The sequence below is a fragment of the Streptomyces sp. NPDC006643 genome, from assembly GCF_042870175.1.
In the GTDB taxonomy this organism is placed as follows: domain Bacteria; phylum Actinomycetota; class Actinomycetes; order Streptomycetales; family Streptomycetaceae; genus Streptomyces.
The window spans coordinates 73449-90375 of sequence record NZ_JBIAHA010000004.1 but is presented as its reverse complement, the minus strand read 5'-3'; the positions used below and the strand labels follow the sequence as shown (position 1 = coordinate 90375).

Below are 16927 nucleotides of genomic sequence, written 5' to 3'. Positions count from 1 at the left end.
ATCCCCTGGCGGCCGGCCCCCCCCGGTCAGATCCCCGCGAGCTGACCCCCGTCGACCAGGACCACGGAGCCCGTCTGGAAGGCGAAGTCCGGGGAGGCCAGGCCCAGTGCGGCGCTCGCCATCTCCTCTGGTGTCGCCATGCGCTTCAGCGCGTCGATCCCCTGCCTGCCAAACTCGGCCTTCGTCGCGGCCCATTCGGCGTCCGTCAGCCCGTCGGGACGGTGGACATCCAGCATCGGGGTGTCGGTCATCCCGGGGGCCAGCGCCACGACGCGGATGCCGTGCGGGCCGTTCTCGATGGCCGACGCCTGGACGAGACCCGTCACACCGCCCTTGCTCGACGTGTAACTGCCCAGCCCCGAACGGGTCATGAACTGGTTGGAAGAGCCCGTCACGATGATGACGCCGCCGCCACGCGCCCGCATGTGCGGGATCTGGTACTTCAACGCCAGGAACACCCCGCGCGTGTTGGTGAGCGCGACGTCGTCGAAGTCCTCGACCGTCACCTCGTGCAGATCGGTGAACGGCTTCTGGATCCCCGCGTTGTTGAGGGCGATGTCCAGGCCGTCGTACCGCCGCACCACCCGGTCCACGAAGGACTTCACCTCGGCGGGGCGACGTACGTCGGCCCTGATGAATGTCGCCTCACCACCCGCCGCCCGGATCTCGCGCTCGACCTCCTTACCGAGGTGCTCGCGGCGACCGCAGAATCCGACCTTGGCCCCCTCGGCGGCGAACGCGACGGCCGCCGCCCGGCCGATGCCCGACGTCGCGCCGGTGACAAGGACGGTCCTGCCCTCGTACCGGCCGCCACCCTTCTTGCCCCGTCGGGCGGTCGGGACTCCCGCGGCGCTCGCCCCCGGCGCCCCGAACGCCAGTCCGGCCGCCGCGGTCGCCGCCGCGCCACCCAGCACGGTGCGCCGGCTCATGGGCCCGGACCCTGTTCTGCCCTTCACGACAGTCCTCCTCTGTAGGCGAATGAGTGCTCGTACTCGTCCCCTGCCGCCGACGACTCTTCGGCATCCCGGCACCCGGCACATCCGTCGTAAGACGGCCCGGCGGCACCGACTTTCGTCGAATGTGCGGGGCGGATCCGCTCCCTACGATGGGCGGATGACGACAACGGACGCCCAGCCGCGCGATCGTGTGACGACGCTGTTGCACTGCCGGCTGCTGCGGGCCGCGGCGTTCGCGCTCGTGTCGTACAAGGCGGTGTACGACGGCCTGACGTCCGATGCGGGACTCGTCGACGGCGCGGCGGCGAGCGCGCTGGCCGCGGCCGGGATCTGTGCCGCGCTGCCGCTGTACCGGCGGCTGCCCGTCGCCGTCGCCGCACTGGCCCTGGCCGGGTTCCTGCTGGAGAGCCAGTTCTGGCCCGTACTGATCGCCCTGTACTGCGTGACGGTGCGGCGCCCGGCGCCGGTCGCGATCGGGCTCACCGCCCTGGCATTCGTACCCGCCGCTTACGGGCCGTTCCGCGAGCTGGTGAACATGCCCCAGGTCAGCTATCTGCCGTGCGCGGTCGTCACCGTCCCGCTGGCCTTCGGCCTCGCGGCGCGCAGCCACCGGCGGCTCGCCCGGTCGCTGGCCCGCCAGCTCGACCACCTGGAGGCCGCGAACCGGCTGCGCGACGAGCGCGTGCGGCTCGCCGAACGCGCCCGTATCGCACGCGAGATGCACGACGTGCTCGCCCATCGGCTGAGCCTGCTCGTGCTGCACACCGGCGTGCTCCAGCGGCGCGGCGCGGAGGTGCCCGACGCGGTACGGGAACGGCTCGGCCTGCTGCGGGACACCAGCGCCCACGCGCTGGACGACCTGCGGGACCTGCTGGGCGCGCTGCGCGATCACGAGGGCCCCGCACCGCTCGGCCCCACCGCCGACGATCTGCCGTCACTGATCGCCGAGTCGGAGGCGGCGGGTACCCGGGTGCGCGGTGCGGTGGACGAGACCGGAGAACTGGCGGCGCTGCCCGCCGCCGTACGGCTTGCTGTGCACCGCATCGTCCAGGAGGCGCTCACGAACGCCCGTAAGCATGCCCCGGGCGAACCGGTGGACCTCACCGTCACGGTACGGCGCGCGCACTCCCGCGTGGAGATCAGAGCCGTCAACGGCTGCCCGCCGCCGCTCACTTCGCCCGGCGGGCCACGCGGCTACGGTCTGGTGGGCGTAGGGGAACGGGTGGCGGCGCTGCACGGCGAACTGACCACCGGCCGCACCGACGACGACCGCTTCGTCCTCCGGGCCCAACTGCCCATCCCGCCGCATCCTTCCAAGGAGGGCGTGTTGCGGCAGGCCGTCGTCGGGGCGGCGGTCCGGTGAGCGGCATACCTGCGCGGCGGCCGATCAAGGTACTCGTCGTGGACGACGACCCGTTCGTCAGGGCGGGACTCGTCGATCTCGTCGCCACCGACGACGGACTGGAACTGGTCGGCGAGGCGGGCGACGGGCGCGCCGCCGTGGAGACGGCGAGCCGCCTCCGTACGGATGTCGCGCTGGTCGACATCCGGATGCCGGTGATGGACGGCATCGCCGCGACGAGCGCGCTGCGGGCGCTGCCGTGGCCACCGGCCGTGGCCGTGCTCACCACGTTCGACCTGGACGAGTACGTCTACGGGGCGCTGGAGGCGGGCGCGGCGGGCTTCCTCCTGAAGGACACCGCGCCGGACGAGATCCTGCGCGCGGTACGGATCGTGGCCGAGGGCGGCGCGATGCTGTCCCCGACGGTGACCCGCACGGTCATCAGCCGCTTCCACCGCCCCGACGCGACCCGCACCCGGGCCGCGAGGGCGGCGGCGGCACGGCTCACCCCGAGGGAACGCCAGGTACTCGCGTCACTGGCGGACGGCATGACGAACGCGGACATCGGCGACCTGCTCCAACTGCGTGAGTCGACCGTGAAGGCCCATGTGAGCCGGATCCTCACCGAGTTGGGCGTCTCGAACCGCGTCCAGGCGGCGATGGTGGCGAGGGATCTGACGTCGTGACAGGTGGGGCCGCGGTCGTGCGACGCGCAGCGCTGGCGGCTCCTGCCGTTCGTGGCACCAGCCACGCCAGGCGGCCCGCCCGCCGCCGCCCGCAGCGCCCGCCCCCCTCGCCTACCTACCCAGCACCGTCTCCAGCGTGTCCGCGTCCGATGCATGCTTGTCCTCGCGGTGGCGCAATACCCGTGCGAAACGGAGCGTCACTCCCGCCGGGTAGCGCGATGAGCGCTGGAGTCCGTCGTACGCGATCTCCACCACCAACTCCGGGCGTACCCGCACCGTGAACCCGTCGTCGTCCAGGGCCAGTTCGCGCAGGCGCGCCGTCTGCCATTCCAGCATCGCGTCCGTCAGGCCCTTGAACGTCTTACCGAGCATCACGAATGAGCCGTCCGGCTGCCGGGCGCCCAGATGGAGGTTCGACAGGCGGCCCGTGCGTCTGCCGTGGCCCCATTCCGCCGCCAGCACCACGAGATCCAGTGTGTGGACCGGTTTCACCTTCACCCAGCCGGCCCCGCGCCGGCCCGCGCTGTACGGGGTGTCGAGCGCCTTGACCACCACGCCCTCGTGGCCCCGGTCCAGGGTGGCCCGCCAGAACTCCTCCGCCGCCTGTGCCGCCTCCGGCGCGGGCACCACCACCCGCCGTACCCGCATCGGCTCCGGGACCAGCCGGTCGAGTGTCGTACGGCGTTCGGCGTACGACAGGTCCAGCAGGTCCTCGCCGTCGGCGGCGAGGACGTCGAAGAAGACCGGCGACAGCGGTACGGCCACCGCCGCCGCCCGTACGTCGGTGCGCGATCCGACCCGCCCGGCGACCTCCTGGAACGGCCGGGGCCTGCCGTCCGCGTCCAGGGCGATGACCTCCCCGTCCAGGATGAGACGGTCACCCTCCAGCGCCAGCGCGGCGGCCGTCACCTCGGGCAGCCGCCCGGTGATGTCGTCGAGTGTGCGGGTGTAGACCCGTACCGTGTCACCGCTGCGGTGGACCTGTACCCGGATCCCGTCCAGCTTCTCCTCCACGGCGCACGGCCCCAGCTTCTCCAGGGCCTCGGCCAGACTCCCGGCCGGCCCCGCCAGCATCGGCAGTACGGGACGGCCCACGGTCAGCCGGAACTCGGCGAGCGCCTCGGGGCCGTCCGCCAGCAGCCGTTCGGCGACGCTCTGGAGCGACCCCGCCAGCATCACCGCCCGCCGGACGGCGGCGGGCGGGGCCTGCGTCGCCTGCGCGAGCGCCTCACCGGCGACGGCGTCCAGCGCGCCCTGGCGCACCTCACCGGAGAGCAGCGCGATCAGGAACCGCTGTTCCTCCTCGGTCGCCGCGCCCAGCAGCGCCTGGACGAGCCGTCGGCGTTCGCCCTGCGAGCCGGGCCCGGCGACGGCGGCCAGAGCGCTGACCGTGTCGTCCGCCTCCCCGATGGTCAGTGTCGCCGTCTCCGCCGCCGGTACGGGGTCCTTGAGCGCCTGCCAGCCGACACCGATCCGCCCCTGGGGCAGCCGGCCCGCCAGCCACGGGATGACGACCGGCACGTCCTCGGGTCCGGCCGCGCGGAAGAGTTCGGCCAGCAGGGCGATCTTGCGGGACCGCGCCGACGTCGCGGCGACCTCCCGTGAGACTTGGGCGAGCGTGGCCAGCAGCATGCGCCCATCCTGCAACGCCCGGCGCCCACGCGCCCGGCAGGAGCGGCGGAGCATCCCCTAACCTGGGCAGTCCGGCCGGCAACGGAGGTGGGAGCCACGGTGGGACACGCGGGCACGGACAGGACGAGGGACACCTCTCTCCCCAAGGACGGCGACCCCGGCCTCTTCGGCCCCGGCTCGGTCACCTGGCAGCTCCACGGCGACCCGATGATGTGGATCGCCGGCATCCGGGCGCTCTACCTCCAGGCCCTGCACCCGCGCGCCGTACGCGGCGTCATACAGAACAGCGACTTCCGCCGGGACGCCTGGGGACGGCTGCGGCGTACCGCCAACTTCGTCGGCACCATCAGCTACGGCACCACCGAGGCCGCCGAGAAGGCCGGCGCCCGCGTCCGCCGAGTCCACACCCACATCAAGGTCACCGACCCGGCGACGGGCGAGCGCTACGGCGTCGACGAACCGGACCTGCTGCTCTGGGTGCACTGCGCCGAGGTCGACTCCTATCTGCATGTGCTGCGCCGCTCCGGCCTCCCCATCAGCGACGCCCAGGCCGACCGCTACATCGACGAACACCGCGAGGGCGCCCGCCTCGTGGGGCTCGATCCGGCGCGCGTACCCGCCGACCGCGCCGAACTCGCCGCCTACTTCGAACGGGTACGACCCGAGCTGGCCGGCGGCCCCGAGTCACGGGAGGTGGACGACTTCCTCCGCCGTCCCCCCGTACCCCCGATGCTCGTCCCCGCCCGCGCCGTGCTGTGGCGCCGCGTCTCCGCCCTCGCGTACGACTCACTGCCGGGCTACGCCCACGAGTTGTACGGCAGACCCGCCCCCGCGCCACGGCGGGTCACCCGCCGGCTCGTCGTCACCGGGCGGCTCCTGCGCGCCGTGCCCGGGTGGCTGCGCCGCCGTATCCCGCCGGGCCACATCAGAGGCGCGATGGCCAGACTCGGGCGGGGCGCCCGGCCCCGCACACGCGAACTCAGGAGACAGGCTGCCGAACTCGGCGGGCGGACGGCCATACTGGACGGGCCGGGGAGGGCGCAGCGAGGCGACGGGGGCGACGGCGGGCGATGGCGGAAACGAGTCTGATCCAGGGCCGGTACCGGCTGCTCGATCTGATCGGGCGCGGTGGCATGGGCGAGGTGTGGCGGGCCAGGGACGAGTCGCTCGGCCGGCACGTCGCCGTGAAGTGCCTCAAGCCGGTCGGCCCGCAGCAGGATCAGAATTTCACCCGCGTCCTGCGTGAACGCTTCCGCCGCGAGGCGCGCACCGCCGCGGCCCTCCAGCACCGGGGCGTCACCGTCGTCCATGACTTCGGCGAGCACGACGGTGTGCTGTATCTGGTGATGGAACTGCTCGAAGGACGCAATCTCAGCCAGCTCCTGGAGGACGGCGGACAGGGCCCGCTTCCGGTGCCCGACGTCGTCGACATCGCCGAGCAGGTCGCGGACGCGCTCGCGTACACGCACGAACAGGGCATCGTGCACCGGGACTTGAAGCCCGCGAACATCATGCGGCTGACCGACGGGGCCGTGAAGATCTGCGACTTCGGCATCGCGCGGCTCGGCCACGACATCGGTTTCACCTCCAAGCTCACCGGCACGGGCATCGCCATGGGCACCCCGCACTACATGTCGCCCGAGCAGATCGGCGGCGGTCACATAGACCATCGCAGCGATCTGTACTCGCTCGGCTGTGTGCTGTACGAGATCGCCACCGGTGCGCCGCCGTTCGACCTGGACGACGCGTGGGCCGTGCTGGTCGGGCACCGGGACACCGTGCCCCTGCCGCTGCGCAGGCACCGTTCGGAGCTGCCGGAGTTCCTGGAGCGGATCGTGGCCGATCTGCTGGCGAAGACGCCCGACGAGCGTCCGGCGGACGCGACCGCGCTGCGGCACCGGATCATCGCGGCCCGTTCCATCTCCGGCCAGGAGGGCCGCCCGCCGACCCTGCCGCCGATGTTCGCGCACCCGCCGTCGGCGTCCGGCTCCACGTCCCACGGGCATGCCGCCGGTGGTCCCGACACGCGGGGCGCCCGGCTGCCCTCCTGGACGCACGGCATGACGATCGGCCACAAGGCGACCGGCTCCGTCGGCCCGCGCGTCACGCCGCCCGACCACACGGCGGGGCTCACCGGCGAATGGACCACACCGTCGGGGCCGACGGGCGCCACGACCGGTGGCTACGCGCGCCCCGAGCGCCCCACGCCCTCGCCCGAGCACATCGCCGTGCTCAACAGCAGGCACAGCGCGGGCCTCAGCCTGGGCAGGCTCGGCCGCTGGGACGAGGCGGGCGAGGTGCACCGCTCGGTCGCGGCCGAGCGGGAACACGCGCTGGGCCCCGACCACCCCGACACCCTCGGCAGCCGCTACGAGGTCGGCTTCACGCTCAGCAGGACCGGCCGCACGGCGGACGCGCTACGGGAGTTCGTCCGTGTCACGGAGGGCCGCGAACGGGCTCTGGGCCCCGACCATCCGGAGACCCTGGCCGCGCGTCAGGAGACGGCGTACGTCCTCGGTCAGCTCGGCCGGCACTTCGAGGCGCACGAGGTGTACGCGGCGGTCCTCGCGTCCCGTGAACGCACCATGGGCGCCGACCACCCCGACACACTGCGCTGCCGCCACAACCTCGCGTTCAACCTCAGCCGGCTCGGCCGGATCGAGGACTCGTACCGGATGGCGCTCGACGTGGCGACGGCCCGCGCCAGGGTGCTGGGCGCCACCCACCCCGACACGCTGGTCACGCGGTACGAGGTCGCGTACGCGCTCGGCATGCTCGGCCGCTGGACGGAAGCGCTCCAGACGTACCACGAGGTGGCCGCCGACCGCACCCACGCGCTCGGCGCCGACCACCCCGACAGCCTCGCGGCGCGCTACGAGGTCGGCATAAGCCTCGGCAGGCTCGGTCGCAGCGAGGAGGCCCTGGAGCTGTACCGCCGCCTCGTCGACGACCGCACCCGCGTACACGGCCCCGCCGACCCCGAGACGCTGCGTGCCCGGCACGGGCTGGGCGTGAATCTCGGGCGGCTCGCCCGCTGGGAGGAAGCCCTGGTGGAGTCCCGCGACGTGTGCGCGATCCGCGAGCGGGTCCTGGGCCCCGACCATCCGGACACCCTCGTCAGCCGCCGCGAGGTCGCCGTGGGCCTCGGCTGGCTGGGCCGCTGGTCCGACGCCCTGGCGGTCTACCGCACGGTGGCGGAGTCCCGCGAACGGGTCCTGGGCCCGGACCACCCCGACGCACTCGCCAGCCGCAACGACGAGGCGCACTGCCTGGAACAACTCGGCCGGGGCGGCGAGGCGGTGGAGCTGTACCGCCGGGTGGCGGCGCTGCGCCAGCAGCGCGAGGCGGGACGGCGCTAAAACGCGCCTTTCGGGCGCGCGGGAGGGAACTCCTCCCGGTACGCCGGCTTGCCGTGGTGTCAGCGTTGGAGGATCTCGACGAGGCGCGGTCCGGTGGCTTCGGTGCACACCACGAAGGTGACCGGGACGCTGTGGCGGGCCGCGGTGCGGGAAGTCGTCACCGAGGAGGCGGACCACGGGCCGGTCCGGGCGCCCGGGACTCAGGCCGATCGCGGCGGGGGAGGCCTCGTGCCACTCCGCCGCCGGAGGGCTCGGCCGGGGTTTGTACGCATGGAGAGCGGACTGGGCGGACTGGCTCGTACGCCGTCTGGCGCCGGGCGGTCCGGGCAGGCTTCGCACGACTGCCATACGCGCGTAACCCCAGGCCGTTGACCCCTCGCCACCCGCTTGCGACGATCGCGGGCATGGCCGAACGTGTCCGGCCGCCCCTGCTCGTCGCTCCGGGTGAACCAACCGGCCCACTCGTGGCGACAGGCGTCCGCGGCCCCGGTGGTGTGCTCCCCGGATCCGTGTCGTACGACGGGTCCGTGCCCCGTGGTGGGCTCGATCCGCGTACGGCGCCGGACCCGACGGCCACGGCGACCGTTCGGGCAGTGGCGCGCGGCGCCGCCGGGCGGGAGCGCGTCAACGCCTTCCGGGCCCACCACTTCACCGCCCTCGGCTGTCGGCGGGCCGACAGCACGCGCTGAACGTCCGCGTCTCCCGTACGGGTTTCCCGTACGCGTCGTCTCCACGTCCCGCGCGCCTCGCCCTGCCCTCTTATCTCTTCGCGCCTCCTCACCTTCCTCACCGGCATCCGGCCCGTCCGGACAAGGAGCCCAGCCATGACCGCACCCGTTTCCGTCGTCTCCGTACAGAGGATCGGCGGCCACATAGGCGCCCGGATCGACGGCGTCGACCTCGCCGGCGATCTGGACGACGCCGTGATCGCCGAGATCCGCGCCGCACTCCTCGCCCACAAGGTCGTCTTCTTCCGCGACCAGCGCCTCGACGCCGCCTCGCAGGAGACCTTCGCCCGCCGCTTCGGCACCCCGACGACCGCCCACCCGACCATCCCGTCCCTGGAGGACACCCCCGCCGTCCTCGACCTGGACTACGGCCGCACGGCCGGCCGGGCCAACCACTGGCACACGGACGTCACCTTCGTCCAGCACCCGCCGCTCGGCTCCGTCCTGCGCGCCGTGACCATCCCTCCTTACGGAGGGGACACCGTGTGGGCCAACACCATCCACGCGTACGAGACCCTGCCCGTCGAACTGCGTCTGCTGGCCGACCAGTTGTGGGCCGTGCACTCCAACGCCTACGACTACGCCACCTACCGTCCCGGCGACGACTCCGACGCCGCACGCGCGCAGCGAGAGGTCTTCACGTCCACCGAGTACGTCACCGAGCACCCGGTCGTCCGTGTCCACCCCGAGACGGGCGAACGCTCGCTGACCCTCGGCGGCTTCGTACGCCGCTTCGTCGGCTGGAACGCCGAGGACTCCCGCGATCTGCTCGGCATCCTCCAGCGCCATGTCACCCGGCTGGAGAACTCGGTCCGCTGGAACTGGCGGGACGGCGACGTGGTGTTCTGGGACAACCGCGCCACCCAGCACTACGCGGTGGCCGACTACGGCGACCTGCCCCGCCGCGTCCAGCGGATCACCCTCGTGGGCGACGCGCCGGTCTCCGTGTCGGGCGAGACCAGCCGCGCGGTCACCGGTGACGACACGGAGTACAACACCGCGCTCGCGCGGACCGGTGACGGGCCGTCGGCGCCCTGACCGGCCGGGCGCCCTGGTGGGGCGGGGTCCCGCACCGGCGGCAAACGTGTTACCAAGAGCCATGCCCGCACTCGCCTCTCCCGCCCGCACCTCCTACGACGCCGTGATCGTCGGCGGCGGCCACAACGGACTTGTCGCCGCCGCCTACCTCGCCAGGGCCGGGCGCACCGTCCTCGTCCTGGAACGCCTCGGACACACCGGCGGAGCCGCCGTCTCCACCCGCCCCTTCGCCGGTGTCGACGCCCGGCTCTCGCGCTACTCCTACCTGGTGTCGCTGCTGCCGCGGAAGATCGTGGACGAGCTGGGGCTGCGGTTCGCCGTCCGGAAGCGGACCGTCTCCTCGTACACACCGGCCGAGCGCGGCGGCCGTGCCACCGGACTGCTCGTGGGCGGCGGCGCCGACCGTACGAGGGAGTCGTTCACCGCCCTCACCGGAGGCGACGCCGAGTACGCGGCCTGGCAGGAGTTCTACGCCACGACGCTGCGGGTCGCCGAGCGGGTCTTCCCCACCCTCACCGAACCGCTGCCCGAGCGCGCCGAGTTGCGCGCCCGGATCGACGACGAGGCCGCCTGGCGCATGCTCTTCGAGGAACCGATCGGCGTCGCGATCGAGGAGCGGTTCGCCGACGACCTCGTCCGCGGCGTCGTCCTCACCGACGCGCTGATCGGCACCTTCGCCGACGCCCACGATCCGTCCCTGCTCCAGAACCGCTGCTTCCTCTACCACGTGGTGGGCGGCGGCACCGGCGACTGGGACGTGCCGGTCGGCGGCATGGGCGCACTGACCGACGCACTCGCCGACGCGGCGCGCGCGGCGGGCGCGGAGATCGTCACCGGCCACGAGGCGACCCGCGTCGAGACGGACGGCGGCCACGCCGAGATCGCCTTCCGTACGGAGGCGGGCGACACCGGGCGCGTCGCCGCGCGCCACGTCCTGGTGAACGCCTCCCCGCAGGCGCTCGCCACTCTGCTCGGCGACGAGGCGCCCGCCCCCGCCGCCGAGGGCGCCCAGCTGAAGGTCAACATGCTGCTGCGCCGGCTGCCGCGGCTGCGTGACCGGAGCGTCGACCCGCGCGACGCCTTCGCGGGGACGTTCCATATCGCCGAGGGCTACGGGCAGTTGGCGACGGCGTACGAGGAAGCGGCGGGTGGCCGGCTGCCGTCAGCGCCGCCCTCCGAGATCTACTGCCACTCGCTGACCGACCCGTCGATCCTGGCCCCGGAGCTGGCGGAGCGGGGCTATCAGACCCTCACGCTCTTCGGACTGCACACGCCCGCGCGGCTGTTCGCCGGGGACAACGACGCCGTACGCGACGAACTGCTGAAGGCGACCCTGGACCAGTTGGACACGCACCTGGCCGAGCCGATCGCCGACTGTCTGGCCGTGGACGCCGAGGGGCGGCCCTGTATCGAGGCGAAGACGCCTCTCGACCTCGAACGTGAACTGCGGCTGCCCGGCGGCCATATCTTCCACCGTGATCTCTCGTTCCCCTACGCCACGGCCGGCACGGGCCGTTGGGGCGTGGAGACGGCGCACGCGAACGTGCTGCTGTGCGGCGCGGGCGCCGTGCGCGGCGGGGGAGTCAGCGGCGTACCGGGCCACAACGCGGCGATGGCGGTGCTTGAGCCGGACGGCTGATGTCTGTTTGATCTTGTTTGTCTCCTTTTGGTGCCGGGTACACGGTGTCGGCGTCAGCGGCGCCGTTGGGTGCCGCCGCCAGCGAGGAGGCAGAACATGGGTCCGAGCGGAGCCCCGGTCATCGGGACCATCACCACGAAGGTCCCGGCGAGACTCGACCGGCTGCCGTGGTCACGGTGGCACTGGATGATCGTGATCGGCCTGGGGACCGTATGGATCCTCGACGGGCTCGAAGTCACCGTCGTCGGCAATATCGCGAGCCGTCTCTCCGAGGACGGCAGCGGGCTGCCGATCAGTGACGCGCAGGTCACCGGCGTGGCCGCGGCGCTCTATGTCGCGGGGGCCTGCTCGGGGGCGCTCGTCTTCGGCTGGCTCACCGACCGGTTCGGCCGTAAGAAGCTCTTCCTCGTCACCCTCGCGGTCTATCTGATCGCGACCGCGCTGACCGCCCTCTCCTTCTCCGTGTGGTGGTTCCTGCTCTTCCGGTTCCTCACCGGATTCGGCATCGGCGGCGAGTACGCGGCGATCAACTCCGCCATCGACGAACTCATCCCCAGCAAGTACCGGGGCCGGGTCGACCTCATCATCAACGGCAGCTTCTGGCTCGGCGCCATGGCCGGCGCGCTGCTCTCCGTCCTCGCGCTCAACACGAACATCTTCCCCAAGGACGTCGGCTGGCGGCTGACCTTCGCGCTCGGCGTCGTCCTCGGTCTCGTCATCCTGCTGGTCCGCCGGCACGTCCCCGAGAGCCCCCGATGGATGTTCATCCACGGCCACGACGCCGGCGCGGAGAAGATCGTCGCCGGGGCGGAGCACCAGATCGAGCGGGAGACCGGGAGGAAACTGCCGGAGCCGGGTGAGTCCATCACCATCGAGCAGCGCCGGAGCATCGGATTCGTCGAGATCGCGAAGACGCTGTTCCGCGTCTACCCCAAACGCGCGGTCCTCGGCTTCTCCCTCTTCATCGGGCAGGCGTTCCTGTACAACGCGATCACCTTCGGCTTCGGCACCATCCTGGTCAACTTCTTCGACGTGTCGAGCGGTTCGACCGGGTACTACTTCGCCGCCATCGCCTTCGGCAACTTCCTCGGACCACTGCTGCTCGGCCGGCTGTTCGACACGGTGGGCCGCAGGCCGATGATCGCGGGGACGTACATCCTCTCGGGGCTGCTGCTCTTCGGGACCGCCGGGCTCTTCGGCGCGGGCCTGCTCGACGCGACGACCATGACCGTGTGCTGGGCCGTGGTGCTCTTCTTCGCGTCCGCCGGGGCCAGTTCCGCGTATCTGACCGTCAGCGAGATCTTCCCCATGGAGACCCGCGCCCTGGCGATCGCGTTCTTCTACGCCATCGGGACGGCGGCGGGCGGCATCTCCGGACCGCTGCTGTTCGCGAGCCTCACCGACAGCGGCGTCGTCGGCGACGCCGTCATCGCGTTCTGCGTCGGCGCGTCGCTGATGGTCGCGGCCGGTGTGGTCGCGGTGTTCTTCGCCGTCGCCGCCGAGGGCCGATCGCTGGAGGACATCGCCACGCCGCTGTCGGTACGCAAGTGAGTGACGGGACTTCGCAGACCCGCCCCGACGCTCGCCGCGACGTTCGCCCTAACGCGAGACGTTCTTCATCTCCACGGAGGCGATCCGGCCCGCGGCGTCGAACAGGACGTCGACCGTGGAGCCGCCCGGCAGGTCGGCGCTGATCCGGTCCGTCTCCTGGCGCTGCGTCAGCCCGTGGTGGCCGAAGTACCCGGCCACCACGGCGCGGGCCGAACTCCCCGCGAGCAGGCCCGCGCCCGTCAGCAGCACACGCGGCAACGTGATCCCGTCCGGCACGGCACGCGGCACCTGCGGATCGTCCGGCACCATGTACAGACGGCCCTCGGCGGACGCCTGGACGCCGAGATAACCGGCGGCGCCGAGCGCGCCCATCGCCCCGAACGCGAGTGTCTCCACCGCGAACCGGGGGTCGTCGAACGCCGACAGGTCGACGAGGTCGTCGCTGAACTCGGGGATGCTGTGCGCCTCACCCAGCCGCCGTATCTCGTCCGCGGCGCCGACGACGGGCGTGCCGCCGAAACCGGGATTCGCCCAGCCCCACAGCCACGAGCCCTCGGTCGTGTCGAAACTCCCGAGCACCGAGATACGCAGATCGCGGTTCGCCTGGCGGTACAGGCGCTGGTCGAGATCGGCCGTCCACGGACCGGTCGGCATGAACTCGTTGAAGGCTTCGAGCTGTTGCGCGCCCCAGGCGGCATGCCGCTCGGTCATCCGGCGGAAGGGGTCGCTGAAGGTGGTGGTCACGGTCATCCGAAGACCCTAGTGCGTGGCCGTCCGCCTCATATGCGGGGGTGCGGGGTGCCGAGCGGCCACCGGATCAGTCCGCCGACACGCTCCAGCCGGCCGGTTCGACGCGGGCCGCGTCCCCCGGCCGGGAGTCGTCGAACACCGTACGACCGCCGTCCTCGACCCGCAGCGCGTCCACATAGACGCCACGACCGACGTACGGGGCGCCCGCCACGTACCGCCAGCGCAGGCGCACCCGTCGCCCGCGCCGGTCGGCGAGACCGGCGTCGAGCCGGTGCCAGACGCGACCCGACCAGCCCGAGACCGAGCCCGTCGGATGCGGTGTGCCCGCCTCCTGGCCGGCGGCTTCCGCGAGTGTGCCCGCGTCCTGGCGGGCGGCTCCCGCGCCCATCGCCGTGGTCGTGAACGGCACCGGCAGCCAGGTGGGATCGGCCTCGTCGGACGCCTCCAGCACCAGGGCGCCGGTCGTGGGCTCCGTGTCCCACCACAGGGCGCACCGCAGCCGCCCCTCCCCGGTGGCCAGGCGCAGCGCGGGCAGCGTGAGCGTCGCCGTGGCGCCGGCGGCCATGCCGGAGAACCACGCGGTCCGGCCCCGCCCCGGTGACACGGGCACGGCGCGCGCCAGGTGGTCGGCGGCGGCCACCCGTGGGGCGCTGCCCGAGCGCCAACCACGCACCGGATGGACGGAGTTGCCGAGCACGACGAGGAACGAGTCGGTCGTCGGGTCGAGTACGAGACTGGTCCCGGTGAAGCCGGTGTGCCCGGCCGTACGCGGTGTGGCCATGGCTCCCATGTACCAGTGCTGGTAGAGCTCGAAGCCCAGACCGTGCGCGTCGCCGGGGAAGTCCGCGTTGAAGTCGGTGAACATCAGCTCCACCGACGCCGGACGCAGGATCCTGGCCCGGCCGTACGCGCCGCCGTTCAGCAGCGTACGGCCCAGGATCGCCAGGTCCCAGGCGCAGGAGAAGACCCCGGCGTGCCCGGCGACGCCGCCGAACGCGTACGCGTTCTCGTCGTGCACCTCGCCCCACACGAGACCGCGGTCGAGTCCCGACCACGGCCGCCGCATGTCCTCCGTGGCCGCGATCCCGGGCCGCCAGGACGGGGGAGGGGTGAAGCGGGTGCGGTGCAGGCCGAGCGGCGCGGTGATCTCCTCGCGCAGCAACACGTCCAGGGCGCGCCCGGTGATCTTCTCCAGGACGAGTTGGAGGGAGATCAGATTGAGGTCCGAGTACCGGTAGACACTGCCCGGCGGGCTCGTGGGCGCCTCGTCCCACAGCCGCCGCAGCATCGCCTCCCGCGTCGGCTCCTGGTAGAGCGGGATCCAGGCGGCGAATCCCGAGGTGTGCGTGAGCAGTTGGCGGACCGTGACGTCCTGCTTGCCCGCGCCGCCGAAGTCGGGGAGGTACGAGGCGACGCGCTCCTCCAGGGCCAGCGACCCGCGTTCGATCTGCTGCACGGCGAGGATCGAGGTGAAGAGCTTGGAGACCGACGCCAGGTCGAAGACGGTGTCCTCGGCCATCGCGATCTGCTCGTCGGCGGGGAGTTCGACGCCGGTGTCGGTCGTCTCGTCGTACGCCGAGTAGCGCACGGCCTTGCCGATGGGCCGGTGCAGGGCGACCGTGTCACCACGCCCGGCGAGCAGGACGGCGCCCGCGTACCAGGGGTGCTCCGGCGACGGCTCCAGGAACCGCTCGGCGTCGCCGACCAGCCGCTCCAGGGGGCCCGGCAGCAGCCCGGCGCGCGCGGGCGAGCCGCGGCGCAGTGTCGGGGCCGGCCGGCCGGAGCCCGAACCCGCGGGGCCGGACGCACCCGCGCCCGTGGCCGCGTCGGCGAACGGGATCGGCGCCAGCGCCAGCGCACCGCCCAGCGCCAGGACGCCCCCGCCGAGCCTCCGCCGGCTGATCCCGCCGCCCGCCGCGTCCCCGCTCATCCGCCGCACCCCTCTGACGCTCCGTCCGAAACCGCCCGCCGCCCGAGGTTACTGCCCCTGTGCCGGACGGCCCATGACGGTGCGGCTCACCGCGCGGGCGCCGGGCACCTCTGGCAGCGTGAGGCGTATGACGACGCGTACCGGGATCCGTTCGCTGTGGTCCCGCTGGACCGTGTTCGTACCGCTGCTCGCCCTGGTGGCGCTGGTGCTCAGCTGGGGGCGCGATCTCCCCGGTTACGCGGTCGGCCTGGTGGCCCTGCTCCTCGCGGGCGCCGTACTCGCCGCCGTGCACCACGCCGAGGTCGTCGCCCACCGGGTTGGCGAGCCCTTCGGATCACTCGTGCTCGCCGTCGCGGTGACCGTCATCGAAGTCGCGCTCATCGTCACCCTGATGGTCGACGGCGGCGCGAAGAGCTCCACCCTCGCCCGGGACACCGTCTTCGCCGCCGTCATGATCACCTGCAACGGCATCATCGGCATCTCCCTGATCGTCGGCGCCCTGCGCAGCCGGGTCACCGTCTTCAACGCCGAGGGCTCCGGCGGCGCGCTGGCCACGGTCGCCACTCTCGCCACGCTCAGCCTGGTCTTCCCGACGTTCACCACGAGCAAGCCGGGGGCCCAGTTCTCCACCGATCAGCTCACGTTCGCCGCCATCGCCTCGCTCGGGCTCTACGGGCTGTTCGTCGCCATGCAGACGGTCCGCCACCGCGACTACTTCCTGCCCCTCACCCAGGAGGGTGAGATCAAGGAGCTGGACGAACACGCGCCCCTGCCCACCCGGCGCGCGACGACGCTGAGCGCGGTGATGCTGGTCGTGGCACTGGTCGCCGTCGTCGGCGACGCGAAGGCCGTCTCGCCGACGATCGAGTCGGGAGTGGAGTCGGCCGGGATGCCGCACGCCGTGGTGGGTGTGATCATCGCCCTCCTCGTGCTGGCGCCGGAGACCCTGGCCGCCGTCCGGGCCGCGCGCCGCGAGCGGGTGCAGACCAGTCTCAACCTGGCGCTGGGCTCGGCCATGGCCAGCATCGGCCTGACGATCCCCGCCATCGCGCTCGCCACGATCTGGCTGTCCGGGCCGCTGGTCCTCGGTCTGAGCGCCACTCATATGGTGCTACTCGCGCTCACCGTCGTCGTGGGCGCGCTCACGGTCGTGCCGGGCCGGGCGACCCTGCTCCAGGGCGGCGTCCATCTGGCGATCTTCGCCGCCTTCGTCTTCCTCGCCGTCAGCCCCTAGCCACGCGGACAGCCACGCGGACACACATGTGGACGGACATACGGACCCATCTCCCGTCCACCGGCGCAGGGGCTTGACCGGC

The 16927-nt window shown here is 72.6% G+C and carries 13 protein-coding genes; 9 read left to right on the top strand and 4 right to left on the bottom strand.

Annotation, left to right across the window (positions count from 1 at the left end; translation table 11 throughout):
* Window positions 1-26: 26 nt before the first annotated feature.
* Window positions 27-929 (bottom strand): SDR family NAD(P)-dependent oxidoreductase, encoded by a 903-nt coding sequence (locus ACFYNU_RS07175; protein WP_356584979.1) that lies wholly within the window; start codon window positions 927-929, stop codon window positions 27-29.
* Window positions 930-1113: 184 nt separating this feature from the next.
* Here ACFYNU_RS07175 and ACFYNU_RS07170 point away from each other — a divergent pair, with 184 nt between their 5' ends.
* On the top strand, window positions 1114-2319 hold the full coding sequence (locus ACFYNU_RS07170) for a histidine kinase (protein ID WP_356584978.1): 1206 nt from the start codon (window positions 1114-1116) through the stop codon (window positions 2317-2319).
* Window positions 2316-2984, top strand: a complete 669-nt coding sequence (locus ACFYNU_RS07165; RefSeq protein WP_356584977.1) for a response regulator transcription factor — start codon at window positions 2316-2318, stop codon at window positions 2982-2984. The genes ACFYNU_RS07170 and ACFYNU_RS07165 overlap by 4 nt, the downstream gene beginning before the upstream one ends.
* A gap of 111 nt (window positions 2985-3095) precedes the next feature.
* Here ACFYNU_RS07165 and ACFYNU_RS07160 read toward each other — a convergent pair whose 3' ends face one another.
* Entirely contained in the window at window positions 3096-4616 is a 1521-nt protein-coding gene (locus tag ACFYNU_RS07160; RefSeq protein WP_356584976.1) for an ATP-dependent DNA ligase, read from the bottom strand.
* A 99-nt stretch (window positions 4617-4715) separates the two neighbouring features.
* On the opposite strand from ACFYNU_RS07160, the gene ACFYNU_RS07155 reads away from it, so the two are divergent.
* From ACFYNU_RS07155 to ACFYNU_RS07130, 6 genes are all read left to right on the top strand, one after another.
* Window positions 4716-5705, top strand: coding sequence for an oxygenase MpaB family protein (locus tag ACFYNU_RS07155; RefSeq protein ID WP_356584975.1), 990 nt, complete (start codon window positions 4716-4718; stop codon window positions 5703-5705).
* Window positions 5687-7975: a serine/threonine-protein kinase gene (locus tag ACFYNU_RS07150; RefSeq protein ID WP_356584974.1), complete on the top strand. Its 2289-nt coding sequence runs from the start codon at window positions 5687-5689 to the stop codon at window positions 7973-7975. Before ACFYNU_RS07155 ends, ACFYNU_RS07150 begins: the two co-directional genes overlap by 19 nt.
* Window positions 7976-8379: 404 nt before the next feature.
* Window positions 8380-8664 carry a hypothetical protein gene (locus ACFYNU_RS07145; protein ID WP_356584973.1) on the top strand — a complete coding sequence of 95 codons (285 nt, stop codon included), beginning with the start codon at window positions 8380-8382 and terminating at the stop codon, window positions 8662-8664.
* Between the two features lie 135 nt (window positions 8665-8799).
* A complete protein-coding gene (locus ACFYNU_RS07140) occupies window positions 8800-9741 on the top strand; it encodes a TauD/TfdA family dioxygenase (protein WP_356584972.1) in 942 nt (313 codons plus the stop codon).
* A gap of 61 nt (window positions 9742-9802) precedes the next feature.
* On the top strand, window positions 9803-11380 hold the full coding sequence (locus ACFYNU_RS07135; RefSeq protein ID WP_356584971.1) for an NAD(P)/FAD-dependent oxidoreductase: 1578 nt from the start codon (window positions 9803-9805) through the stop codon (window positions 11378-11380).
* Window positions 11381-11476: 96 nt separating this feature from the next.
* Complete coding sequence (locus ACFYNU_RS07130; RefSeq protein ID WP_356584970.1) at window positions 11477-12931, top strand: MFS transporter; 1455 nt, start codon at window positions 11477-11479, stop codon at window positions 12929-12931.
* A gap of 48 nt (window positions 12932-12979) precedes the next feature.
* On the opposite strand, the gene ACFYNU_RS07125 is transcribed toward ACFYNU_RS07130, so the two are convergent.
* Together ACFYNU_RS07125 and ACFYNU_RS07120 are read right to left on the bottom strand one after the other, a co-directional pair.
* The gene (locus tag ACFYNU_RS07125) at window positions 12980-13681 is read right to left on the bottom strand and encodes a DUF6882 domain-containing protein (RefSeq protein WP_356584969.1); all 702 of its coding nucleotides are present in this window, start codon (window positions 13679-13681) and stop codon (window positions 12980-12982) included.
* A gap of 67 nt (window positions 13682-13748) precedes the next feature.
* Window positions 13749-15611: a serine hydrolase domain-containing protein gene (locus tag ACFYNU_RS07120; RefSeq protein WP_356584968.1), complete on the bottom strand. Its 1863-nt coding sequence runs from the start codon at window positions 15609-15611 to the stop codon at window positions 13749-13751.
* A gap of 127 nt (window positions 15612-15738) precedes the next feature.
* On the opposite strand from ACFYNU_RS07120, the gene ACFYNU_RS07115 reads away from it, so the two are divergent.
* Complete coding sequence (locus tag ACFYNU_RS07115) at window positions 15739-16845, top strand: ionic transporter y4hA (protein WP_356584967.1); 1107 nt, start codon at window positions 15739-15741, stop codon at window positions 16843-16845.
* Window positions 16846-16927 lie beyond the last annotated feature (82 nt).